Origin of the sequence: Sulfurospirillum arcachonense DSM 9755 (assembly GCF_000597725.1) — a bacterium.
In the GTDB taxonomy this organism is placed as follows: Bacteria; Campylobacterota; Campylobacteria; order Campylobacterales; family Sulfurospirillaceae; genus Sulfurospirillum_A; species Sulfurospirillum_A arcachonense.
Genome location: NZ_JFBL01000020.1, coordinates 35072 through 53894, shown reverse-complemented (window position 1 = coordinate 53894; position 18823 = coordinate 35072). Strand labels below are relative to the sequence as shown.

The 18823-nt window shown below is 29.3% G+C and carries 13 protein-coding genes and 1 pseudogene; 6 read left to right on the top strand and 8 right to left on the bottom strand.

Features of this window, described 5'->3' with window-relative positions; genetic code table 11:
- Positions 1-223, top strand: a pseudogene (locus K354_RS15135) (hypothetical protein); the annotation flags it as partial.
- Between the two features lie 125 nt (positions 224-348).
- Here K354_RS15135 and K354_RS14835 read toward each other — a convergent pair.
- The 3 genes from K354_RS14835 to K354_RS0112825 form a co-directional block, all read right to left on the bottom strand.
- Complete coding sequence (locus K354_RS14835) at positions 349-1005, bottom strand: hypothetical protein (protein ID WP_024955896.1); 657 nt, start codon at positions 1003-1005, stop codon at positions 349-351.
- A gap of 769 nt (positions 1006-1774) precedes the next feature.
- Positions 1775-2332, bottom strand: a complete 558-nt coding sequence (locus K354_RS0112830; RefSeq protein WP_024955895.1) for an LOG family protein — start codon at positions 2330-2332, stop codon at positions 1775-1777.
- A gap of 101 nt (positions 2333-2433) precedes the next feature.
- The gene (locus K354_RS0112825) at positions 2434-3069 is read right to left on the bottom strand and encodes a LysE family translocator (RefSeq protein ID WP_024955894.1); all 636 of its coding nucleotides are present in this window, start codon (positions 3067-3069) and stop codon (positions 2434-2436) included.
- A 155-nt stretch (positions 3070-3224) separates the two neighbouring features.
- Between K354_RS0112825 and K354_RS0112820 the strand changes: the two genes are divergently transcribed.
- The 3 genes from K354_RS0112820 to K354_RS0112810 all read left to right on the top strand — a co-directional run bounded on the left by K354_RS0112820 (position 3225) and on the right by K354_RS0112810 (position 6425).
- A complete protein-coding gene (locus K354_RS0112820) occupies positions 3225-4463 on the top strand; it encodes a putative DNA modification/repair radical SAM protein (protein WP_051505452.1) in 1239 nt (412 codons plus the stop codon).
- Positions 4463-5200: a TIGR03915 family putative DNA repair protein gene (locus K354_RS0112815; RefSeq protein ID WP_024955892.1), complete on the top strand. Its 738-nt coding sequence runs from the start codon at positions 4463-4465 to the stop codon at positions 5198-5200. The genes K354_RS0112820 and K354_RS0112815 overlap by 1 nt, the downstream gene beginning before the upstream one ends.
- Before the next feature lie 88 nt (positions 5201-5288).
- On the top strand, positions 5289-6425 hold the full coding sequence (locus K354_RS0112810) for an iron-containing alcohol dehydrogenase (RefSeq protein WP_024955891.1): 1137 nt from the start codon (positions 5289-5291) through the stop codon (positions 6423-6425).
- Here the strand turns inward: K354_RS0112810 and K354_RS0112805 are convergent, their stop codons facing one another.
- From K354_RS0112805 to K354_RS14830, 3 genes are read right to left on the bottom strand one after another with little or no spacing between them, the layout of a single operon-like run.
- On the bottom strand, positions 6426-7313 hold the full coding sequence (locus K354_RS0112805) for an AraC family transcriptional regulator (protein WP_024955890.1): 888 nt from the start codon (positions 7311-7313) through the stop codon (positions 6426-6428).
- 17 nt (positions 7314-7330) lie between these two features.
- Entirely contained in the window at positions 7331-9148 is a 1818-nt protein-coding gene (locus K354_RS0112800; protein WP_024955889.1) for a 7TM diverse intracellular signaling domain-containing protein, read from the bottom strand.
- Positions 9141-9842 carry a response regulator gene (locus K354_RS14830; RefSeq protein WP_024955888.1) on the bottom strand — a complete coding sequence of 234 codons (702 nt, stop codon included), beginning with the start codon at positions 9840-9842 and terminating at the stop codon, positions 9141-9143. Before K354_RS14830 ends, K354_RS0112800 begins: the two co-directional genes overlap by 8 nt.
- Before the next feature lie 116 nt (positions 9843-9958).
- Between K354_RS14830 and K354_RS0112790 the strand changes: the two genes are divergently transcribed.
- Both K354_RS0112790 and K354_RS0112785 read left to right on the top strand, forming a co-directional pair.
- Complete coding sequence (locus K354_RS0112790) at positions 9959-14887, top strand: RICIN domain-containing protein (protein WP_024955887.1); 4929 nt, start codon at positions 9959-9961, stop codon at positions 14885-14887.
- A 10-nt stretch (positions 14888-14897) separates the two neighbouring features.
- The gene (locus tag K354_RS0112785) at positions 14898-16739 is read left to right on the top strand and encodes a type II and III secretion system protein (RefSeq protein ID WP_024955886.1); all 1842 of its coding nucleotides are present in this window, start codon (positions 14898-14900) and stop codon (positions 16737-16739) included.
- A gap of 22 nt (positions 16740-16761) precedes the next feature.
- Here the strand turns inward: K354_RS0112785 and K354_RS0112780 are convergent, their stop codons facing one another.
- Together K354_RS0112780 and K354_RS0112775 are read right to left on the bottom strand one after the other, a co-directional pair.
- On the bottom strand, positions 16762-18024 hold the full coding sequence (locus tag K354_RS0112780) for an aminotransferase class V-fold PLP-dependent enzyme (RefSeq protein ID WP_024955885.1): 1263 nt from the start codon (positions 18022-18024) through the stop codon (positions 16762-16764).
- Between the two features lie 61 nt (positions 18025-18085).
- Positions 18086-18781 (bottom strand): SIR2 family NAD-dependent protein deacylase, encoded by a 696-nt coding sequence (locus K354_RS0112775; protein WP_024955884.1) that lies wholly within the window; start codon positions 18779-18781, stop codon positions 18086-18088.
- Between the last annotated feature and the right edge of the window lie 42 nt (positions 18782-18823).

Genomic DNA, 18823 nt, shown 5'->3' with positions numbered 1-18823 from the left:
ACTTATTAGAAATACTTTATTTATGGGAACACTTACTTCAATAGAACATAATCCACAAATGAAGCTTTTTTATGAGCGTCTTAAAGAAAGAGGTAAACATTCGACTTCTGCTCAAATTGCTGTTATGAGAAAGATAGTTACCATCACTTTCTCTCTTTATAAAAAGAATGAAATGTATGACCATAATCGATATGAAAAATGGAATAATCTTGCATTGGCTTGAGATAGTAAGAATACTAGAAATTAAGGGGATTCAAAGGTGGAAACTGTCCCCTTTAATCTCTGTCCCCTTTAATCTTCAAAGGTTAATTGCTCATTTGTTGGATTGTTTGTTTCTGTTCCCATTGTTTATTTTCCTTTTTTTAGTTTTTGAATATGTATTGTTTGGATAATACTTGAGATAATTGCTCCAGCAATAACAAATAATGCAAAATTTTGGAATACATTTCCTATGAAAAACATTCCAAATCGTGTACTGATTGCTTCACTAAATCTCATTCTTGAAATCCCACCATCTATGAGTGAACCTGTGTAATTTAAATAAAAAACATATCCAAACATCAAAAATATTGCAATAAATACAAGAAAATTTTTTAATGTAAAGATATTTACAAACATCAAATATTTATGGTCTAATGCACCTTTACCTTTATATTCACCTGTACCAAAATATTTTTTAGCTTTCTCATTTGCTGTTGGAATAGATACTATCATCAAAACAACAATAATTAATGCTACAATCCACATATAGCTAAAGTAAAACTCCGTCACTTCAGACCATTTGCTTTTCTGAGCATAAATACTGATATTTGGAAAAAGTGTTGCCATCAACTGTGTAAAATATTTTAAGCTGGGATAGACACTTAAAATATTTGTAGGAATGATAAATATAGCTAACGAAGCAATGATAAAAAAATATAATACCTTGTCATAAGCTTTGTCATATTCACTCCGTTTGAGTTGTCTAAACTCAATTTGTAGTCTTTTTCTTTCTTCTTTATCCATTCACTCCTCCTTGCTAAAAGGGGACAGGCTACTTTTTATGTCCTCTTGTGTTTTTAAATTTGAATTATTCTCTAATATAAAGCTTAATACCCAACTCATTATTTATCTCCTAAAATTAAAAATATATCTACATGTAAAGAAAGCTTGTGTCATATTTAAACTCTCACTTTGTAAGTACTTAATATTTGTAAGTTTTGTAATGTATATGTAAGATTAAAGAAAATTGTTTTTTGATAATAATTTAATAGTTGATTTATGAACTTAACAAATAATTGAAAGTAATATGTATTTTTAGCATATTTATTTGCCAAGGTTTTTAGAATTTTGGTTGTATTAAAAGATATAAGGTTTATATATGGATATAAATATACTGCATAAAAAAATTTCATATCCATAACCCTTAGATATTTTTAATCATTTACATGTAACTACTCTAATACTCATGTGAGTTTTTAGAATATATTTTATATATGTTATATAAAAATTTAATGGCATGATTTTATCATAAATATCAATTTTTATTATTAAAAAAAAATTCTAGATTATTTTATGAGATTTTATCTTTTTTCATTGATTATTGAGATATTGTGCCATTTTGGTAATATTTGATTTTATATTTAATTTATTTATATTCATATCCATTTGGATTATTAAATTGCCATCTCCAAGTATCCTTAGACATATCATCTATAGTTCTTTTTGCTTCCCATTTCAACACTTTTTTAGCAAATAAGAGTTAATACAAAAATACTCACAATAGGTAATTATTTTACCATTTATGTTTTGGTGGCGTATACTCTTTTAGAGCTTCTAACAACTTTTCTTGATTATCAGTTTTAATCAACATATCATAGTGCTCTTGTTTTAAAAACTTTTCAGCACACATATGATCTATCATTTCAAATAGTTTATCGTAAAATCCATTTACATTAAAAAAAGCACAAGGTTTATTGTGAAATCCAAGTTGAGCCCAAGTCCAAACTTCAAAAATCTCTTCTAGTGTTCCAGCACCTCCAGGAAGTACAACAAAAGCATCAGCAAGTTCAGCCATAGCAGCTTTTCGCTCATGCATATTTGAAACCACTTTAAGTTCAGTTATACCTTCATGTGCAAGTTCTTTTTCTTGTAGTTTTTCAGGTATTACACCATAAACTTTTCCACCATTATCCATAACAGAATCCGCAATAGCTCCCATAAGTCCGACATTCCCACCACCATAAACTACATCTATTTTATTTTGTGCAAAAAATTTACCTAGCTCTTTAGTGGCATTTATATACTTTATATTATTTCCTGTACTTGACCCACAAAAAACTGCAATTTTCATTATTATATTTCCTTTGATTATATATGCGAGATGTAGATTGTATCTAAAGATAGCTTGTAGATACCAATAGCTTTAATAAAAAATAAAATAATAAATTTGTTTTAATTGCTACTCGTTGTTGCTACTTTTATACCAAATCCTATAAGTACACTCCCGACTACTCTTTCTATCCTTTTCTTATACATATTAAACTTTTTTACAAATGCTTGATAACTGAAAAACAAAGAAACCATACTAAACCATACAATATGGGCTAAAGAGATTATCAAACCATATATTAGTTGAATCTCTATTGGCGTTGTTGGATTTACAATTTGGGTAAAAATACTAAGAAAGAATAGTGTAGTTTTTGGGTTTAATACATTTGTAATAAATCCAATTTTTAATGCACTCCATGCTGATAAATCAGATGATTGAATGTCATCTTCAACTTCTTGATTATCTTTGGCAGTAAAAGTTTTATAACCGATATAAATCAAATATGCAGCACCTAAATACTTAATGATTGAAAATAGTAAAATAGACTTAGAGATAATAATAGCTAAACCAGCAATTGAGTAAGCAACATGAATCCAAATAGCCAAACCAATACCTAACGATGAGTAAAGACCAGACTTTCTACCATGAAATATACTGTTTCGCGTAACCATAACAAAATCTACTCCTGGGCTAATAGCCATAAAAATAGCAATAACACTCACGGATAAAAGTTCTGGTAGATAATTTAAAATTTCCATACATCAACCTTTTTTGATAATAGATATTATTATATCTTCTCATCTCTTAAAAATTGTGAAACATATTATTCAATAAAAAAATTTAAGTAAACTACATTATATTTCAATATGCAATAAAATCAAAAGTTCTTTACATGTAAGGGTAAAATCTTTTTATGAAAATTTCTATATTTGATAAACTCTCTATTCTTTCTGATTCTGCTAAGTATGATGTCTCTTGTTCATCAAGTGGTGTCGAAGAACAAAAAAAGTACGGGGGCATTGGTGCAACTGAAAATAGTGGTATATGCCATACTTTTACAAGTGATGGACGTTGTGTCTCACTTCTAAAAGTCTTGTTGACTAACTTTTGCATTTATGACTGTGCGTATTGTATAAACCGTGCGAGTAACGATACAAAAAGAGTGGCTTTTAGTCCTAGGGAACTTGCTGATTTGACAATTAATTTTTATAAGAGAAACTATATCGAGGGACTTTTTTTAAGCTCAGGCATCATCCACAATGAAGACCATACGATGGAGCTTCTAATAAATACTCTGAAGATTTTGAGGTACGAGCATGGTTTTGATGGATACATTCATCTAAAACTTATCCCTGGAGCGAGTAAAGAGCTTATTGAAGTTGCTTGTGCACTTGCTAGTCGGGTAAGCTCAAACATAGAACTCCCTTCAAGTAAAGGTCTTAAACTCCTTGCCCCTCAAAAAACAAAAAACCAACTACTAGAACCTTTAAAACAAGCAAGAGATATAAGCCTAGAGAAATCTGCAAAACCAATTCCTATGAGTACACAGATGATAATAGGCGCTACAAGTGATAGTGACTTTGACATACTCAAAACTACTTCTGTTTTATACAACAAAGCCCTTTTAAAAAGAGTCTACTACTCTGCTTATGTACCAGTAAATGAAGGCAAAAACTTACCTGTTTTAAAAAATAAAATGCCACCAATCCAAAGAGAACACCGACTCTATCAAGCTGATTGGCTTTTACGATTTTATGGTTTTTCCTACACGGAACTCTTTACACAAGAGATTCAACATCTTGATACTGACATAGACCCAAAAACTTTTTGGGCTTTAAACAACTTGCACCTTTTCCCAGTCGATGTAAACAAAGTCTCAAAAGAGATTCTCATACGCATACCTGGTATTGGAATACGAGGAGCATTAAAAATCATCCAAGCAAGGCGTTTCAAAACTTTAAGTATAGATGACTTAAAACAACTAAAAATCTCTATAAAAAGAGCAAAGTACTTCATTATCTCAAAAGGAACATACCAAAAAGAGGTACCTATGTATAAAGAAAATATCAAACAAGTTCTCCTCGCACCAAAAAAGATAATCCAACCCACTTTATTTGATGAAAACTACTCTATCTTTACAGGGGAACTTTGATGACTTTGCTTTATGATGGCTCTTATGAAGGCTTTTTAAGTTTAGTTTATGAAGTCTATTATAAAAGGTTACATGTAAAGAAAATTCAAAGAGAAAAAACAGAGGTTGTGTTGTTTGAAGAGGTTCTAGAAATACAAACAGATGAGCAAAAATCTCAAAAAGTTCTAAGTGCTTTAAAAAAGAAGTTTTCATCTAAAAACTTTACAACTATCACTAATATCTTTTTATGTGATTCTAAAGAGTTTGAAAAACCACTTTTAGAGTTTATCATCTTAGGTATTAAAGATGAAAAAAACTTAAACAATATTAACTACCCTTGTATCCTCTACATCAAAAACTTAGAGAAAGAAATTTTCAGGGTCGCTCATAGAATGTATGGTTTTGTAAGGTTTGAAGAGCTTGAAGATGGTACTTTATATGCTAAGATTGAAACAAAATACAACGTACTCTATTTTTTAGGAAAACACTTTTTAAACCGTCTAGGGGATAATGACTTTATAATCCATGACATACAAAGAGAGTTTGCTTTTGTAAAGTACAAAAACGAGATTGAGATACGTCATGTAGCTTCATTTGATGAGCCAGAATACTCCAAAGATGAAGAGAAGTTCAAAAACCTATGGAAAACTTTTTTTCAAAGTGTTGCTATTGAAAAACGTAAAAACAAAAAACTCCAACAACAACTCGTTCCTCTTATGTATAGAGCTTATATGAGTGAGTTTGAAAATGATTTGTAGAAATTGGCATGTTATTTGTAAAAATCACTATTCTTTATCTATTCTAAAAAGAATATAATTTTATTATTAAAAAATACAAAGGAAGCAGATGAACTTTTCATATTATAATCCAACAACAATCCAGTTTGGTGAGGGGCAAATAAAGTCAATAGTCAACTTTATAGATAAAAAACAAAAAGTATTAGTAGTATATGGTGGTGGTTCTATCAAAAAAAATGGAGTATATGAGCAAGTAAGTAAAGCTCTTGAAGATTATACTTGGTTAGAATTTGGAGGGATTGAACCAAATCCTACTGTAGAAACACTCAATAAAGCTGTCAAACTTGCTAAAGAAGATAAAATTGATTTTGTACTTGCAGTAGGTGGTGGCTCAGTCATAGATGGCTGTAAGTACATAGTGGCCTCTGCACTTTACCAAAACGATGCTTGGGACTTTTTAGATGGAAGTGCAAGTGTACAAAAAGCTCTTCCAATGGGCGCTATTTTAACTCTTCCTGCAACTGGATCTGAGTCAAATAATGGAGCCGTTGTTTCAAAAAAAGCTACAGGTGAGAAAAGATTTTTTCACTCAAATCTTGTTTTTCCAAAATTTGCAGTACTAGACCCAACAACAATGTCGACTCTTAGTGATAGACAAATAGCCAATGGATTGGTAGATGCTTTTGTACATACATGTGAACAATACATAACATATCCGAACTCTTCACTCGTTCATGATGGTTATGCTGAAACTCTTTTAAAAGGCTTAGTAAGCCTAGCTGATAGTTGGGATAACAGAAACAATCCAATTTGGCAAGAAAATCTTATGTGGATTGCAAATCAAGCACTTAACGGACTTATAGGAACTGGTGTTCCTCAAGACTGGGCAACTCATATGATAGGACATGAACTCACAGCATTTTATGGCATTGATCATGCAAGAAGTTTAGCCGTTGTACAACCGCAACTTCTTAGAATCATGCAAGATGAAAAGCAAGAAAAACTTTCTCAAATGGGGACAAATGTATTTGGCATCAAAGATGATAATGAAGCTGTAATCAAAAAAATAGAAAATATCTATGAAAGTATTGGAGTAAGTACAAATCTTAATGACCATAACATAGACGATCAAGTAATATCGAACATAACAAATGCCCTTAAATCTCATGGAATGGTTAAAATGGGAGAAAAAGGAAGTATCACACTAGAAGCAGTAAGTCAAATCCTTACTCAAGCGATGAAATAATCAAATCAAGCTATACTTTTCAAAAGAAGCTTTGGCTTCTTTTGGAGGGTATCCAAAATAACTCTTAAAATCTCTGCTAAACTGTGAACTACTTTCATATCCAATTTCAAAAGCTGTCTCATTTACTTGATATTCATCTATAGCAATCAAATATCTTGCTTTATTGAGTCGTATCTTTTTTATATATTGTAAGGGAGTATAAGAAGTAATTTTTTTAAAATGTGTATGAAAAGAGGATACACTCATGTCTTCTTTTTTTGCTAAACTTGGTATATCAAAATGTTCATTATACTTATCGTGAATAGTTTTTAAACTTCTTGATATTTTTGCTTCAGTATTTGAGTTTAAAAACATTTTATGCAAAAATTGCGAGTTTTCACCTATGGCAATTCTATAAAAAAGTTCTCTTAAAAGTTGTTTTCCTAATATATTTGATTCTTCTTTACTTTCTAAAATTTTTAATAGTCTCAAGGTAATATCTTCTATATCTAATGTTACATCATCTGAAAACAATGCCAAAGATGTTGTGGTTCCATCATTATTTTCTTGTTTCTCAAGAGTAGTTATAAGCTCATACATAACTGTTTTATCCATAGAAATAAGCATGCAAATATAAGGTTTCCCTTCACTCGCTATTGTTTCACACTCAAAAGGCAAAGAAGCAGGAATTACTAAATAGTTTTTAGTATCGTAATGAAAAGTAGTATTTGTTAAATAACCAATCTTTTTACCCTGCAAAACTAATATCAAACAAAAATGATCATATAATAGAGGGACTCTATAACTATAAGTCGAAGTTTTAAAAAGCTTTACTCCCTCTAAATAAGTTTGATGTAAACCATCATCTTGTACTAACTTATCAACTTGTTGCAATATATTCTTATTCACTCTTATTCCTATACTATTTAAACTTCAAAACTCAACTTTACCATAGTACCATGATTAGAAAAAAATTCAAGATTACTTGCTTTTAATTTTTGAGAAAACTGTTCAATAAGACTTAATCCTAACCCTATCGTTTTACTCTTTTGATTAGGAATAAACCCTACTCCATCATCTTGTATTGTTAGACTTATAATATTCTCTTTTTTTACTAATTCTACTCGTATATTACAAATATCTGCATTATGATGTTTTATAGAATTATTTAAAACTTCATTGATTATTACACCTAAAACCATTGCATCACTCACACTTAATATTATACTATCAATCTTATTTTCAATATTGATAGTTCTTTTTTCATATACTTTTTTAACCTCTTGTATGATTTTTAAAAGATACTCTTCACTCTGTATTTCTGAGAGTTTATTGGAGTCATATAAAAACTGATGTACCATAGACATCGATTTAATTCGATTGATTAATTGTAAAAAAGAACTCCGTTGTTTTTCATCTTTATAGTTATAAGCTTCTAGTGAAAGCATACTAATAACAACTTGAAAATTGTTTTTTACGCGATGGCAAACCTCTTTTAGTAAAAGTTCTTTTTCTCCTAATAAAGAAGTTATTTCATCAGTTCTTTGTTCTACTTCATTCTCTAAAAATTTCTCATTTTTATTTTTTATTTCTAATAATTCATTTTTTGCCTCATTAAATCTATTTGCAAGTATTAAACAAAACAAAGAAGTTTCTATAAATAAACCAACTAAAAATGCATATCTTGTAATATCATTATTTTCAATCCAACCATTTATCATAAAAGACATAATGGCTATTGTAAAAGTATAAATAGCCATAGCAATAAGATAATACTTTGCTTTTATATAACCCAAATACCAAATACGAATAGCCATATACAGTAAAGTTACATAAGTGATGGAAGCTAAGGCTGTTATAATCTGATACCAAGGATTAAATTGTATCAATGAAAGCACTGTTAAAATTATATATATCCATATTATTGCTTTTAAAAATACATAAGTATGTTTTAAATATTTTTTTGTCTCTAAAAACCTAAATGAAAATATAATCAAAAATATAATCAATAATGGAATAGATAAATGTAATTCATAATGAAAAGGTAATAAACCTAAATAAAGATCCAAACCACTAAAAGCCAAAACGAATATAGTGGTAAAAAATATATACATTACATAATACAAATAAATTCTATCTCTCATCGTATAATAGATAAATAAATTAAAAATTATTATAAAAATAAATGAGCCTAATAGTAGAGTATATAGTGCTGTTACCAATAATCTATATTCATTTACACTCTCTTTTTTTGTATAAATTTTAAACTCTCCAAATTGTGCAAACTTAGCAAAAGTTTGTATGTAAAATGTTTTTGTACTATTTGGTTCTATTCTTATAAAAAATACTGGGCTTATATCTTTCATATCACGTTTTTCAAGGCTGACAGACAAGCCATTTTTTCGTTTTATCCAAATCCCATTTTTTTTCTCAAAAAGATTAACCTCTTCAAAAAATGGTTCATTCATAAAAAGGATAACTTCATCATTTTTACTTCTGTTTTCTATTTCAAATTTAAACCAACTATTCCCTTCTGTGTATCCAAAAGCAAATTGACTAGAAACTTCATTCATTAAATCTATTTTTACTATTTGCTCAATATTTAAAGACCGTGTTTCATCATAATAATATGGCAAAGAAAAATTTTCTAATTGTTCCATATTTTCATCTACAATAATTTTACAAAAAGAAAATGAACTTACAAAAGCTACTATAAAAAATAGACGAACAAATATTTTAATCATTGATAAGCCTATACCCAACACCAGCAATATTTTCAAGATTTAATGGTAAAATTTTTTTACGAAGACGAGACATAGTATCTCTTATAGTAGAATTAGTTACTATAGTGCCTTGCCATGCTTTTTCTAAAAGTAATTCATACGAAATATTTTGATTGATATTGTTACAAAACAGATCCAATATCAAAGTCTCTTTTTTTGTTAATTCTACATAAATAGTATCTTTTTTAAGTGTTTTTGTTTGAAAATTGTATGTAAAATTGTTTTTTAACTCTATACATGTAGACTCTATTTGAGTAGAAGAGATTTTTTTTGAATTTGCAATCATTTTAAGAGCCACTCTTAAACAAGCCTCCACATCATGACTATCAAAAGGTTTTACAAGATATCCATATAAATTTGTATTGCTAGCTTCATCGAGGGTATTACTATCTCCATAAGCACTCATATATATAACAGGAATATCATAAACCTGATTTAAAAGTGATGTACATCTAATACCATCAATGGGACCATCTATATTAATATCCATAAAAACCAAATCTATTTTATTTTCTTTTACTTCATTTAATGCTTGATTGCTATTAGATACTATAGCTATAACATTATGTCCTAAATTTGCGAGTATTTGTTCTACAAATTTTGCATTAATAAATTCATCTTCGACAATCAAAACATTATAAATATTATCTTTCATTTACTATCTTTCTTCTAAATTAAAATAATTGTATCATATAAAAAGAGTCTTTTTCCGTCAATATTCCGTCAATATAATTATAAAATATCAGTAGCATTAATTTTAAGGAAAATCAAATGAGTACATTTAGCAAAGTTATACTAACAATATTATTCTTATCAATGACAATGTATGCAGACACAATAAATATAAAAGCCAAAAACTCTGGTCAAAGATATAGTGCACAAAGCTTTTCTTTTACAAAAAAGAGTAATCTTGCAAATGATGGTACTCATTTAGAGTATGAAGCATTGTTTTTTAAAAACTTACTAGTTCAAGATTTGATTCCAAAAAGTTTCAAAGCAAAAGAGCTTTCTAAATTAGTTTTAAAAAACGCTCTTGTTATCCACTTAACAAACACTACAAAAAGAGACTATAAAAGCACATTAAAAAAAGAAGATATTCCTGCAGAAATTTTACAACACTTTCCTAAATGGGAAGATTTTAAAATTTTACAAAAAGGTGCTTTTATTGGTTCTTTAGACATTAAAAACAATCAAGATTTAGAAGATGTGTTAAATAAGATTGGTATTGACTTAGTTCCTTTTAAAACAACAGGTAGTATGAAAGCAAATCCTATTCATATAATTAAAAAAGGCAATATACCACTAAGGGCTAAAAAAGAATTTAAAGATAATTTCTCTTTTACTATGAATATCTCTGAGCCAAAAATAAAACATTTAGATAAGTACTTTAAATTTGAAAATGTATATTTAGGTGTAAATAGTGGTTTATACGATAAAGAACCATGGAAAAGTTTACCAGAAAACTTAAAAACAAAGCATGATTCAGATAGCCTCAATATGTTTTTACAAGCAGGAAGCACAGTAACACTTTTTGGGCAAACACAAAAGATGAATTCACTCATAGATTTTGCTAAAAAAGGTACAAAGGAATCCCAAGAAAAAGAAATTACAATTTTAAGTCTTACAGATGAGGGATTAAATCTAGGTAAAAATATAAAAATTGAAGGTAGTGCTGGATATAAAATTGATATAAAAGAGAAAAAAGAAGAAAGTAAAACTAAAGATTTTACAATTGAATTAGCAGGATTTGGTCAAATAAATAGATACAATAAACATTTAGATTTTACTGCAGATTTTACAATAGATGCTATGGAAAAAGATAGTAAAAAGATGATTAAACTTAATTATCTGCAAATTGATGATGACTTAAAAGTATCTGATATACTGGGAAATAAACTCGACAAACTAAATATTTCTAATACTATAAAAAATTTAGAACTAGACAAATTAAGACTACAGTTTAACAATGATACATCAAGCCTTGATGGTATAGAAGCAACTACAAAACTTTTTAATGAAGAAGTTGATTTTTATCTTTTTGAATATGGTGATGAAAAAGGGATAAATTTAGCATTTAATTTAGAAAATTCTTTCACTTTAGACAAAATTCTACCAACTAAAATTAAAAACTCAAAAAATATAAAAATGCCAAAAACGATGTTTTATATATCCGAAAAAGGTATCAACACAAATAGGAAAGATATAAAAAATGTAATTTTACGTGATGTATATGACAAAATCTATAATGATCCAAAACCAGCCATACTCAATAAAAATTCTAAATTAAAAATGAATGACATTGGTTTTATATCAAAATTTGATGCAACAAAATTTGATAAAGTAGGTAGAGCAGCAACAAAACTAGGTGCCCCAAATAACACTACGATATCTGCCGATTTATCTGGTGTATTTGATTCAAAATCATTTGCATTAGACTTCTACCTTGCTGCAGATATACAAAAATCAATGATTCCAAAAAAACTAGCTAAAACAATTTCATTTCCTCCAAATGTCGAACCAAGAGTTCATATTGGGGTTATGAAAGATGAATTTACTGTTGGGTTAGGAGCTATTGTTGATTTAAAAGGGAAAGGACCAGGGTCTGTCAGCGGAGAGATACAAGTTGATATGTCAGATGATGGACTAGGACTCAACTTTACGGGAAGCATTGATGAATGGAAACACCCTTTTAATGCCTCATCAATAACACTTAAAGATTTCATGCTAGAGTTTGAACTAGATGATGAAGCAACTATCAAACCAGGCTTTAATGCAAAAGTAGAATACCTAGGTAAAACAACAGATGTTGGAGGCTCAATCCGTTTAGAAATGGGAGATGCTGGTATCCCAACTCCTGTGGGAATATCTCTAAAAGGCGAAATGGAAGAACTCAACCAAGAAACTTGGGTCTATGTAGATAATGCCATCGTAATTATTCTTATTCTTTTAGCTGCAGGAGTTTCCATAGGAGGTCTTGGATTAGTCTTTGCTGGAGTCTGTACAGGAGGTACTGCTCTTATTATAGCTGCTGCTATAGCCTTAGTAGGAGGAACAGCTGTTCTTGCTGTATTTAGTAATATCATTGGACCTACTTTAACACTTGCCGCGATTGTAGATGTCATAGGAGAAAACATTGCTCATCCTCAAAGAATTGAAAAAGCATTTGATGATTTTAAAAAACTTGATGTAGGAGATGGAGCAAAACAGTTAGCTGATGCTGTAATATTTCCAGTAAGAAAGGACTTCAAAGCAGTGGAAAAAGAGATTGGTATACTTGAAGCTAAAGTCCTAACCATGAAAAATGCTTACATATCTTTTGCTACTCCTGGTGATGCGGATATAACAAACCAAATACCCGAAGGATTTAGTGTAAGTGGTGAAGCTTATTTGTTTGATACCATACCAATAGGACATCAAACACATACAAAAGATATTTCTAACACAGATAATAATACAAAAAATACGACATTAACTGCTGTAGTAAATCCAACACAAGAAGGGAATCCTGCAAAAGATTTCAAACTTGGACCTTTAGAATTTAAAGAGAATAGATTGCATACAAGACCTAACCCTTTAGGTATTACTTCTAAAGTAAAAATATTTGGTGTTGAAGAAGATGTAGTCATAAGTTTAAAAGATGGATTATATTTTGATTCAAATTCAAATTTAGGAGATATTGGAGATGTGAATCTCTCTTTTAAATATGATAGAAAGATTGATGATTTTATTATAACTGCAGATTTAACATCATCAATAGAACCAATTATAAATGAAGAGATAAAAAAAGGCATAGATGAAATTATAAAAAATGCACATATTAGTTCTTCTATGATAAAAAAAGACTTAGATAAAGTGTCTCAAAATATTACTAGTACTAATAAAAATTTAGCAACACTACTCCAAAAAGAGACAGACTTCATAAATAAGAATCCTAAAGTAGCTTCACTAGAAAAAAACGTAAATAAAGCAATTAGCTATGCTAAGACTGGTGTTATATCTCATATTAATCATTTATGTAAGCATGCTAAACCTTATTGTCACCATGTTCCCTATCTAGGGAAAAAATGTACCCCAGATGGACGTCCAGCTTGTCAAAAAGCCAATCATTATTTAATAAAAAAGGCAAACGAAGATCTCAAAAAATTACAAGAATCATTAACAACTGCAAAGCAAAATGTTGCACTGCCAAAATCGCTAACAACCAAATATGCTAAAGAGAAAGAGAACTTAAAGAAGTTACTAACTAAAAAATCTCAAATACAGGCGTTAACAGACAATACTCAAGGTGCAAAAAAGTTTCTTAACAATCTACAAAAACAAATTGACTCTAAATTAGCAGATAATAGTATTGTTGTAAAAAAAGCTTTATTAGTAGGACAATTTTCAGATATTCAAAAAGGAGCTTCTCTTATCTTAGAAGTAAAATATACTTTAAATGGAAAAGACAAAATAGATTATTTTGGTTTTAAACCAAATAACAAAGAATATAATGCTAAAGCACTTGCTCTGTTGCCTGTTATCGTATTAGATAATATGCTAAAAAATTCCAAAATTCAAAAAGTACCTTATCTAACAAACTGGTTTTTAGCTTTAGTTGATAAAGAGTTATCTAATATCACTAAAAATATTGAAAGTGAGTTAAGAACAGAAGAGCAAAAATATGCAAATATCTTAATCTCTTTACAGAGTGTAAAAGCAAATCTCGTGTCTTCTACTTTAGATTTCAACAATGACCATGGCAAAACTCTCTCCAAGTATACTCAAACTGATATGATGCCTCCTAGTAAAACATTTAGACATAGATATTTAGCAATTGGACATAGTTCACTATGTTTAGGAGTTTCTAGCAATGGTATTGATGTGTACCAAGAGAACTGTAAAGATATACAAAGTGAGAGATGGGAAGCAAAATCTTTAGGCAATTCATACATACAATTAAAAAGTAAAGGATTGTGTTTAAAAGCAAAAAATAAAGATATGCAAAGTGGTGATCCATTAATCCTAGCACAATGTAATAAACAAGACGACCACGAACAATGGAAAATCATATCTTCAGATGGATTTTATGATAAAATTGTGAACAAATATTCTCAAAAATGTCTTCATTTTGATATAGAAAATGCAAATCCAAAAACAGCATATGCCACATGGACATCTTGTTTAGGTATGGATAGTCAAACATTTAGAGATATAAAAGATGCTCAAAGGCCAACTTATCATAACGTCAATGATATGGTTAAGGCAAAAAGTGGAAGTTGTTTATCTACTAAAAAAAGTTTTGATAAATATTTTAAGAAAAGTAAAAAAGGTCATCTTACAACTTCTAAAAATATTTATGACAACATGAAAAGAAGAGGTGATGATATTTTAATCTCGACTAAATGTAAAAGTGATATGGAAGATAAATTTAACTATATAGAGTTAGTAAATGGTGATATAAAACTAATCCATGCACAATCTGGTTGGTGTGTAACACCACAATCAAAAAATAGTAAAAATTTGGTGTTAAAACCTTGTAATAAAAATAAAAATATGTTTTGGAAAAATCGTAGAAATGGAAATAACTTTGAGCTTACAAATAATTATCTCAAAGATAAGTGTATAACCTTAGAAACTCTTCCAAAAGATAAAACAATTGGTAAAGCAGAAATCGTATACTGCAAAAGACAAGAGAGTCAAAAAATACAATTTGTAAAATAGAGGAATATAAATGAAAAATATATTTATTAATAAAAAAATTATAACTTTACTATGTGTTACACTACTTATAAGTGGTTGTGGTATGAATACAAACAATATTGCGACGCCTAATTTTAATAATATTGACGATGTTATATCAAATATACCAACAAAAAATAAAATATCGAAATTGATGAAACAAGGTATATATGAAATAAAAAATGCAAATTATGAAAAAGCATCAAAAACTTTTGCAGAAGGATTAAGGCTTGACCCATCAAATGGTCATCTTCATTTTTTAAATGCATTATCGTATCATATGCGTTCGTTATCTGGAAATACAAAAATGCTGAATCTTGCACAAATCGGATACTCTACTGCTTTAAAATTTGATAATTCGAATTATTGGGCTGCTTATTTATTAGGACATATATATTTTCAAAAACAAGAATATTTAAATGCACAAAACCAATTTTCATATGGACTTCTTTTTTCTCCAAATAACCCATATTTACTAAGAGCTCTTTCTGTATCTTCTTATTATAATAATAATATTAAACTAAATTCTTGGTCGGCAAAAAAAGCATATGAACTTGACCCTAACAATAAAGCAAATTTAAGAAATTTAGTCTTTTCTCAAGCAGCATCTGGCAAAATTGAAGATGCAAAAAAATCACTAAATTTAATTAAAAATGCAACATATCTAGCAAATGATAATACTTATATGAAAACACTTAGCTACGATACTATCTCAAATAGAATTAATGACTGGGAAAATTATTATGCTTCTGCAGATGGAAGTATTTTTGGAGATCCTGTTAGCACTGAAGATTTATTAAATAATAACGATAATGGTTCATATAGTAGTGATGATAGTTACACAAATAATGGTAGCAATATCCAAATCTCAAAAGAAACAGGAGAAATAACTAACCTTCCAAAAATGACACTAGTAGATGTTGTTATCATACAAACTGAAGAAATAAAATCACAATCAAAAGGTATAAATCTTTTAGATGGTCTAAATGTGACATTATCAGGTACCCTATATAACCGTAATAAAAGCTATGGTACAAATGGAACTTCAGATATTATCACTATAGGACCTGACTTTAGATTTGATGGCTTAGAATACAATTTAAATATTTTCAATGATGCAGGAAACAAAGCTGAAGTTTTAGCTCGACCTTCTTTATTGGCTATTGAAAATCAATCTTCAAATTTTTACTCTGGCTCTACACTACATGTACAATTAAACAGCAGTGACGGAGATGGTTCTATGGAAGATGTTCCTGTGGGCATTAGTCTAAACATTACACCTAGATTCTATAAAAATGATATAGTAAAAGTAACTGTTCATGCTGAGAGATCTTTTTTACAATCACTCTCTGAAAATGTAGGCTTTAGTGCATTTTCTCAAACAGCGAGAACATCTGTAGATGCAACTGCTGTCTTAAAACTAGGAGAAACTTTAATCTTAAGTGGATTAACAGTAAGTTCAAATGATAAAAGCCAAAGTGGTGTTCCACTCCTTCAAGATATTCCAGCTGTACAGTATCTTTTTTCAAAAAAAGTTGATACTAAAACAGAAAAATCAATACTCATACTTCTTACTCCAAGAAAAGCAAAATATTATAATGAGGTATTAGATTCTAAAGAAGTACATAAGCAAAATAAGAAACAAACAAAGCATATAAAAACTCTTATAAAAAAAGAAAAGATACAAACAAATATTGATGCAATAATAGCACAAATGACTAACAATAACTTGTATCAACACTTTAGAACAGGGGATCTACAACTTGAAGATTGGAATAATAAAGATACCTTTATTGGGGCTATAAAAAGAATAGCTGGATTTTTATATTATTAAATATAAAAATCCACTTTTTAGCTTAAGACAAAGCTTGTATAGCTTCTTTTATGCCATCTATAAGTACATCTATCTCTTTTGTTGTATGCGTATAATGGATACTTATTCTTATCCAACCTGGTTTTCTATCAAAACTTTGCCCATCAATAAGATTTAACAAATCATGACCATAAGGTCCAGCACAACTACACCCTGCTCTTGTTTGAATGCAAAATTTATCTGAGAGATACTGCGATATAGCATACGGATCTAATCCTTTAAAATTTAAAGAAAAAATAGGAAGCTTTTCTTGATTGTAGCTACAATATAGTTTAACACCTTCAATTTTTTTCACCCGAGTACCAAAATAGTTTTTTAACTCTTTTTCTTTTTTTTGTATCTCTTCTAAACCTATTTCATTTCTAAGATTATAAGCCAGTGATGCTCTTATGAACTGAATAATTCCAGGAGTTCCTGCATCTTCTTTGAGTTCAAAATCTTCTAAAAAATAATGCGATTTTCTTGAAACATATGCCACTGTCCCCCCACCTGCAAAAGTAGGTTTTTCACAAGTACATAACTCTTTTTTTATTACTAAAAGTCCACAACTTCCAACCCCTCCAAGCAGTTTATGAGGAGATAAAAAAAGTGCATCATAGTAATTGCAATCAATATTGAGATAAGGTGACGCTGCAGCTGAGTCTAAGCATAAAATCCCATTATATTTTTTAATCATTTTATATAGCGTTTTATAATCACTCAAAACACCTGTTACATTTGAAGCCACTGAAAAAGAAGCAATAATTTCTCTACTACTATTTTCTTTTAGTGTCTTTTGCAAATAATCTAAATCTATACTTTCTTGTGCATTTAAAGGGATACGTACAACTTCACATAATCCCTCACGAAAACTTAACTCATTTGAATGATGCTCATAAGGGCCAACTATAACTAATGGTAAATCTTCGGGTTCTACTTTATATCTTTGTCTCGTCATAGGAGGAATATAAATTCCCATAAGTTCTTGAAACTTTTTAATAGCTCCTGTTGCTCCAGTTCCTACAGGTAAAACATAAAAACTCTCATCTATTGCTAAAGCTTTTTTTAAATCTGCTCGTGCTTGTGTATAAAGTTTACTTGTGCTAACTGCACTTGAAGAGACTTCTGAATGAGTATTGGCATATGTTTTTAGTATTTTTTTTATTTTTTTTTCAATAGGCTCATAAGCTTGTCCTGAAGCTGTATAATCAAAATAAAGTATGTTTTTATCGCTTATGATATTTTTTCTAATCTCTTCCAACATAATGCCTTATATTTAATATTTTATTGAATTATACATAAGTTTTTTAAAAAAATATTGATACACCTCAATCTAACAAAAATTTTTTCAATGAAAGCTCTATTTTAGGTATTGCAGTGACCGCTTTTTCATAATAAACTTCATCAAAATACTCTTCATTTATAAGGTTACTTTTTTCTAAATTATTGAGTATCGAATACTCTGCCCATTGAGTAAACATATCTACATTTATCACTGCTCCACTTGTTCCAATACTTACAAAAACTTCACAATCTTCTAGGTGCTTATATAAATCTGCATACCGTGGTGCTTGTTCACCAAAAAAAACAATATTTGGCCTCAGTTTTTCATTACACTGTGGGCATAACTCTTCTCTACTTTGTTTTTCATATCCTATATCTTTTACTAAATTACATTTTTCACAACAAAGTTCTCTTAAAAATCCATGTACATGTAAAACATCACTACAGCCTGCTCGCTCAAACATGTCGTCTACATTTTGTGTTATCACTGCTATTTTATCTGGGTATTTGTTTTTTAATTTTGCTATTGTTATATGTGCTAAATTTGGTTTTTTATTCTGTATATCTTCTCTTCTTGCATCATAAAAGGCAAGCGTTTCTTCTCTATTTGTAATTAAACACCCTGCAGTACATATATCTTTTACATCATGTTTTTCCCAAAGTCCATCACTATCTCTAAATGTTGAAATTCCACTATCTGCACTTACTCCAGCTCCTGAAAATATAACTATTTTGGACATACAAACCCCTTACATGTAAAGATATAGCATTTTATCTAAAAA

Excerpts from the sequence above, each read along its gene's own strand:
- K354_RS14830 (WP_024955888.1), bottom strand. The coding sequence starts at position 9,842 with ATGAAAGATAATATTTATAATGTTTTGATTGTCGAAGATGAATTTATT.
- K354_RS0112810 (WP_024955891.1), top strand. The coding sequence starts at position 5,289 with ATGAACTTTTCATATTATAATCCAACAACAATCCAGTTTGGTGAGGGG.
- K354_RS14835 (WP_024955896.1), bottom strand. The coding sequence starts at position 1,005 with ATGGATAAAGAAGAAAGAAAAAGACTACAAATTGAGTTTAGACAACTC.
- K354_RS0112815 (WP_024955892.1), top strand. The coding sequence starts at position 4,463 with ATGACTTTGCTTTATGATGGCTCTTATGAAGGCTTTTTAAGTTTAGTT.
- K354_RS0112790 (WP_024955887.1), top strand. The coding sequence starts at position 9,959 with ATGAGTACATTTAGCAAAGTTATACTAACAATATTATTCTTATCAATG.
- K354_RS0112775 (WP_024955884.1), bottom strand. The coding sequence starts at position 18,781 with ATGTCCAAAATAGTTATATTTTCAGGAGCTGGAGTAAGTGCAGATAGT.
- K354_RS0112820 (WP_051505452.1), top strand. The coding sequence starts at position 3,225 with ATGAAAATTTCTATATTTGATAAACTCTCTATTCTTTCTGATTCTGCT.
- K354_RS0112785 (WP_024955886.1), top strand. The coding sequence starts at position 14,898 with ATGAAAAATATATTTATTAATAAAAAAATTATAACTTTACTATGTGTT.
- K354_RS0112800 (WP_024955889.1), bottom strand. The coding sequence starts at position 9,148 with ATGATTAAAATATTTGTTCGTCTATTTTTTATAGTAGCTTTTGTAAGT.
- K354_RS0112830 (WP_024955895.1), bottom strand. The coding sequence starts at position 2,332 with ATGAAAATTGCAGTTTTTTGTGGGTCAAGTACAGGAAATAATATAAAG.
- K354_RS0112825 (WP_024955894.1), bottom strand. The coding sequence starts at position 3,069 with ATGGAAATTTTAAATTATCTACCAGAACTTTTATCCGTGAGTGTTATT.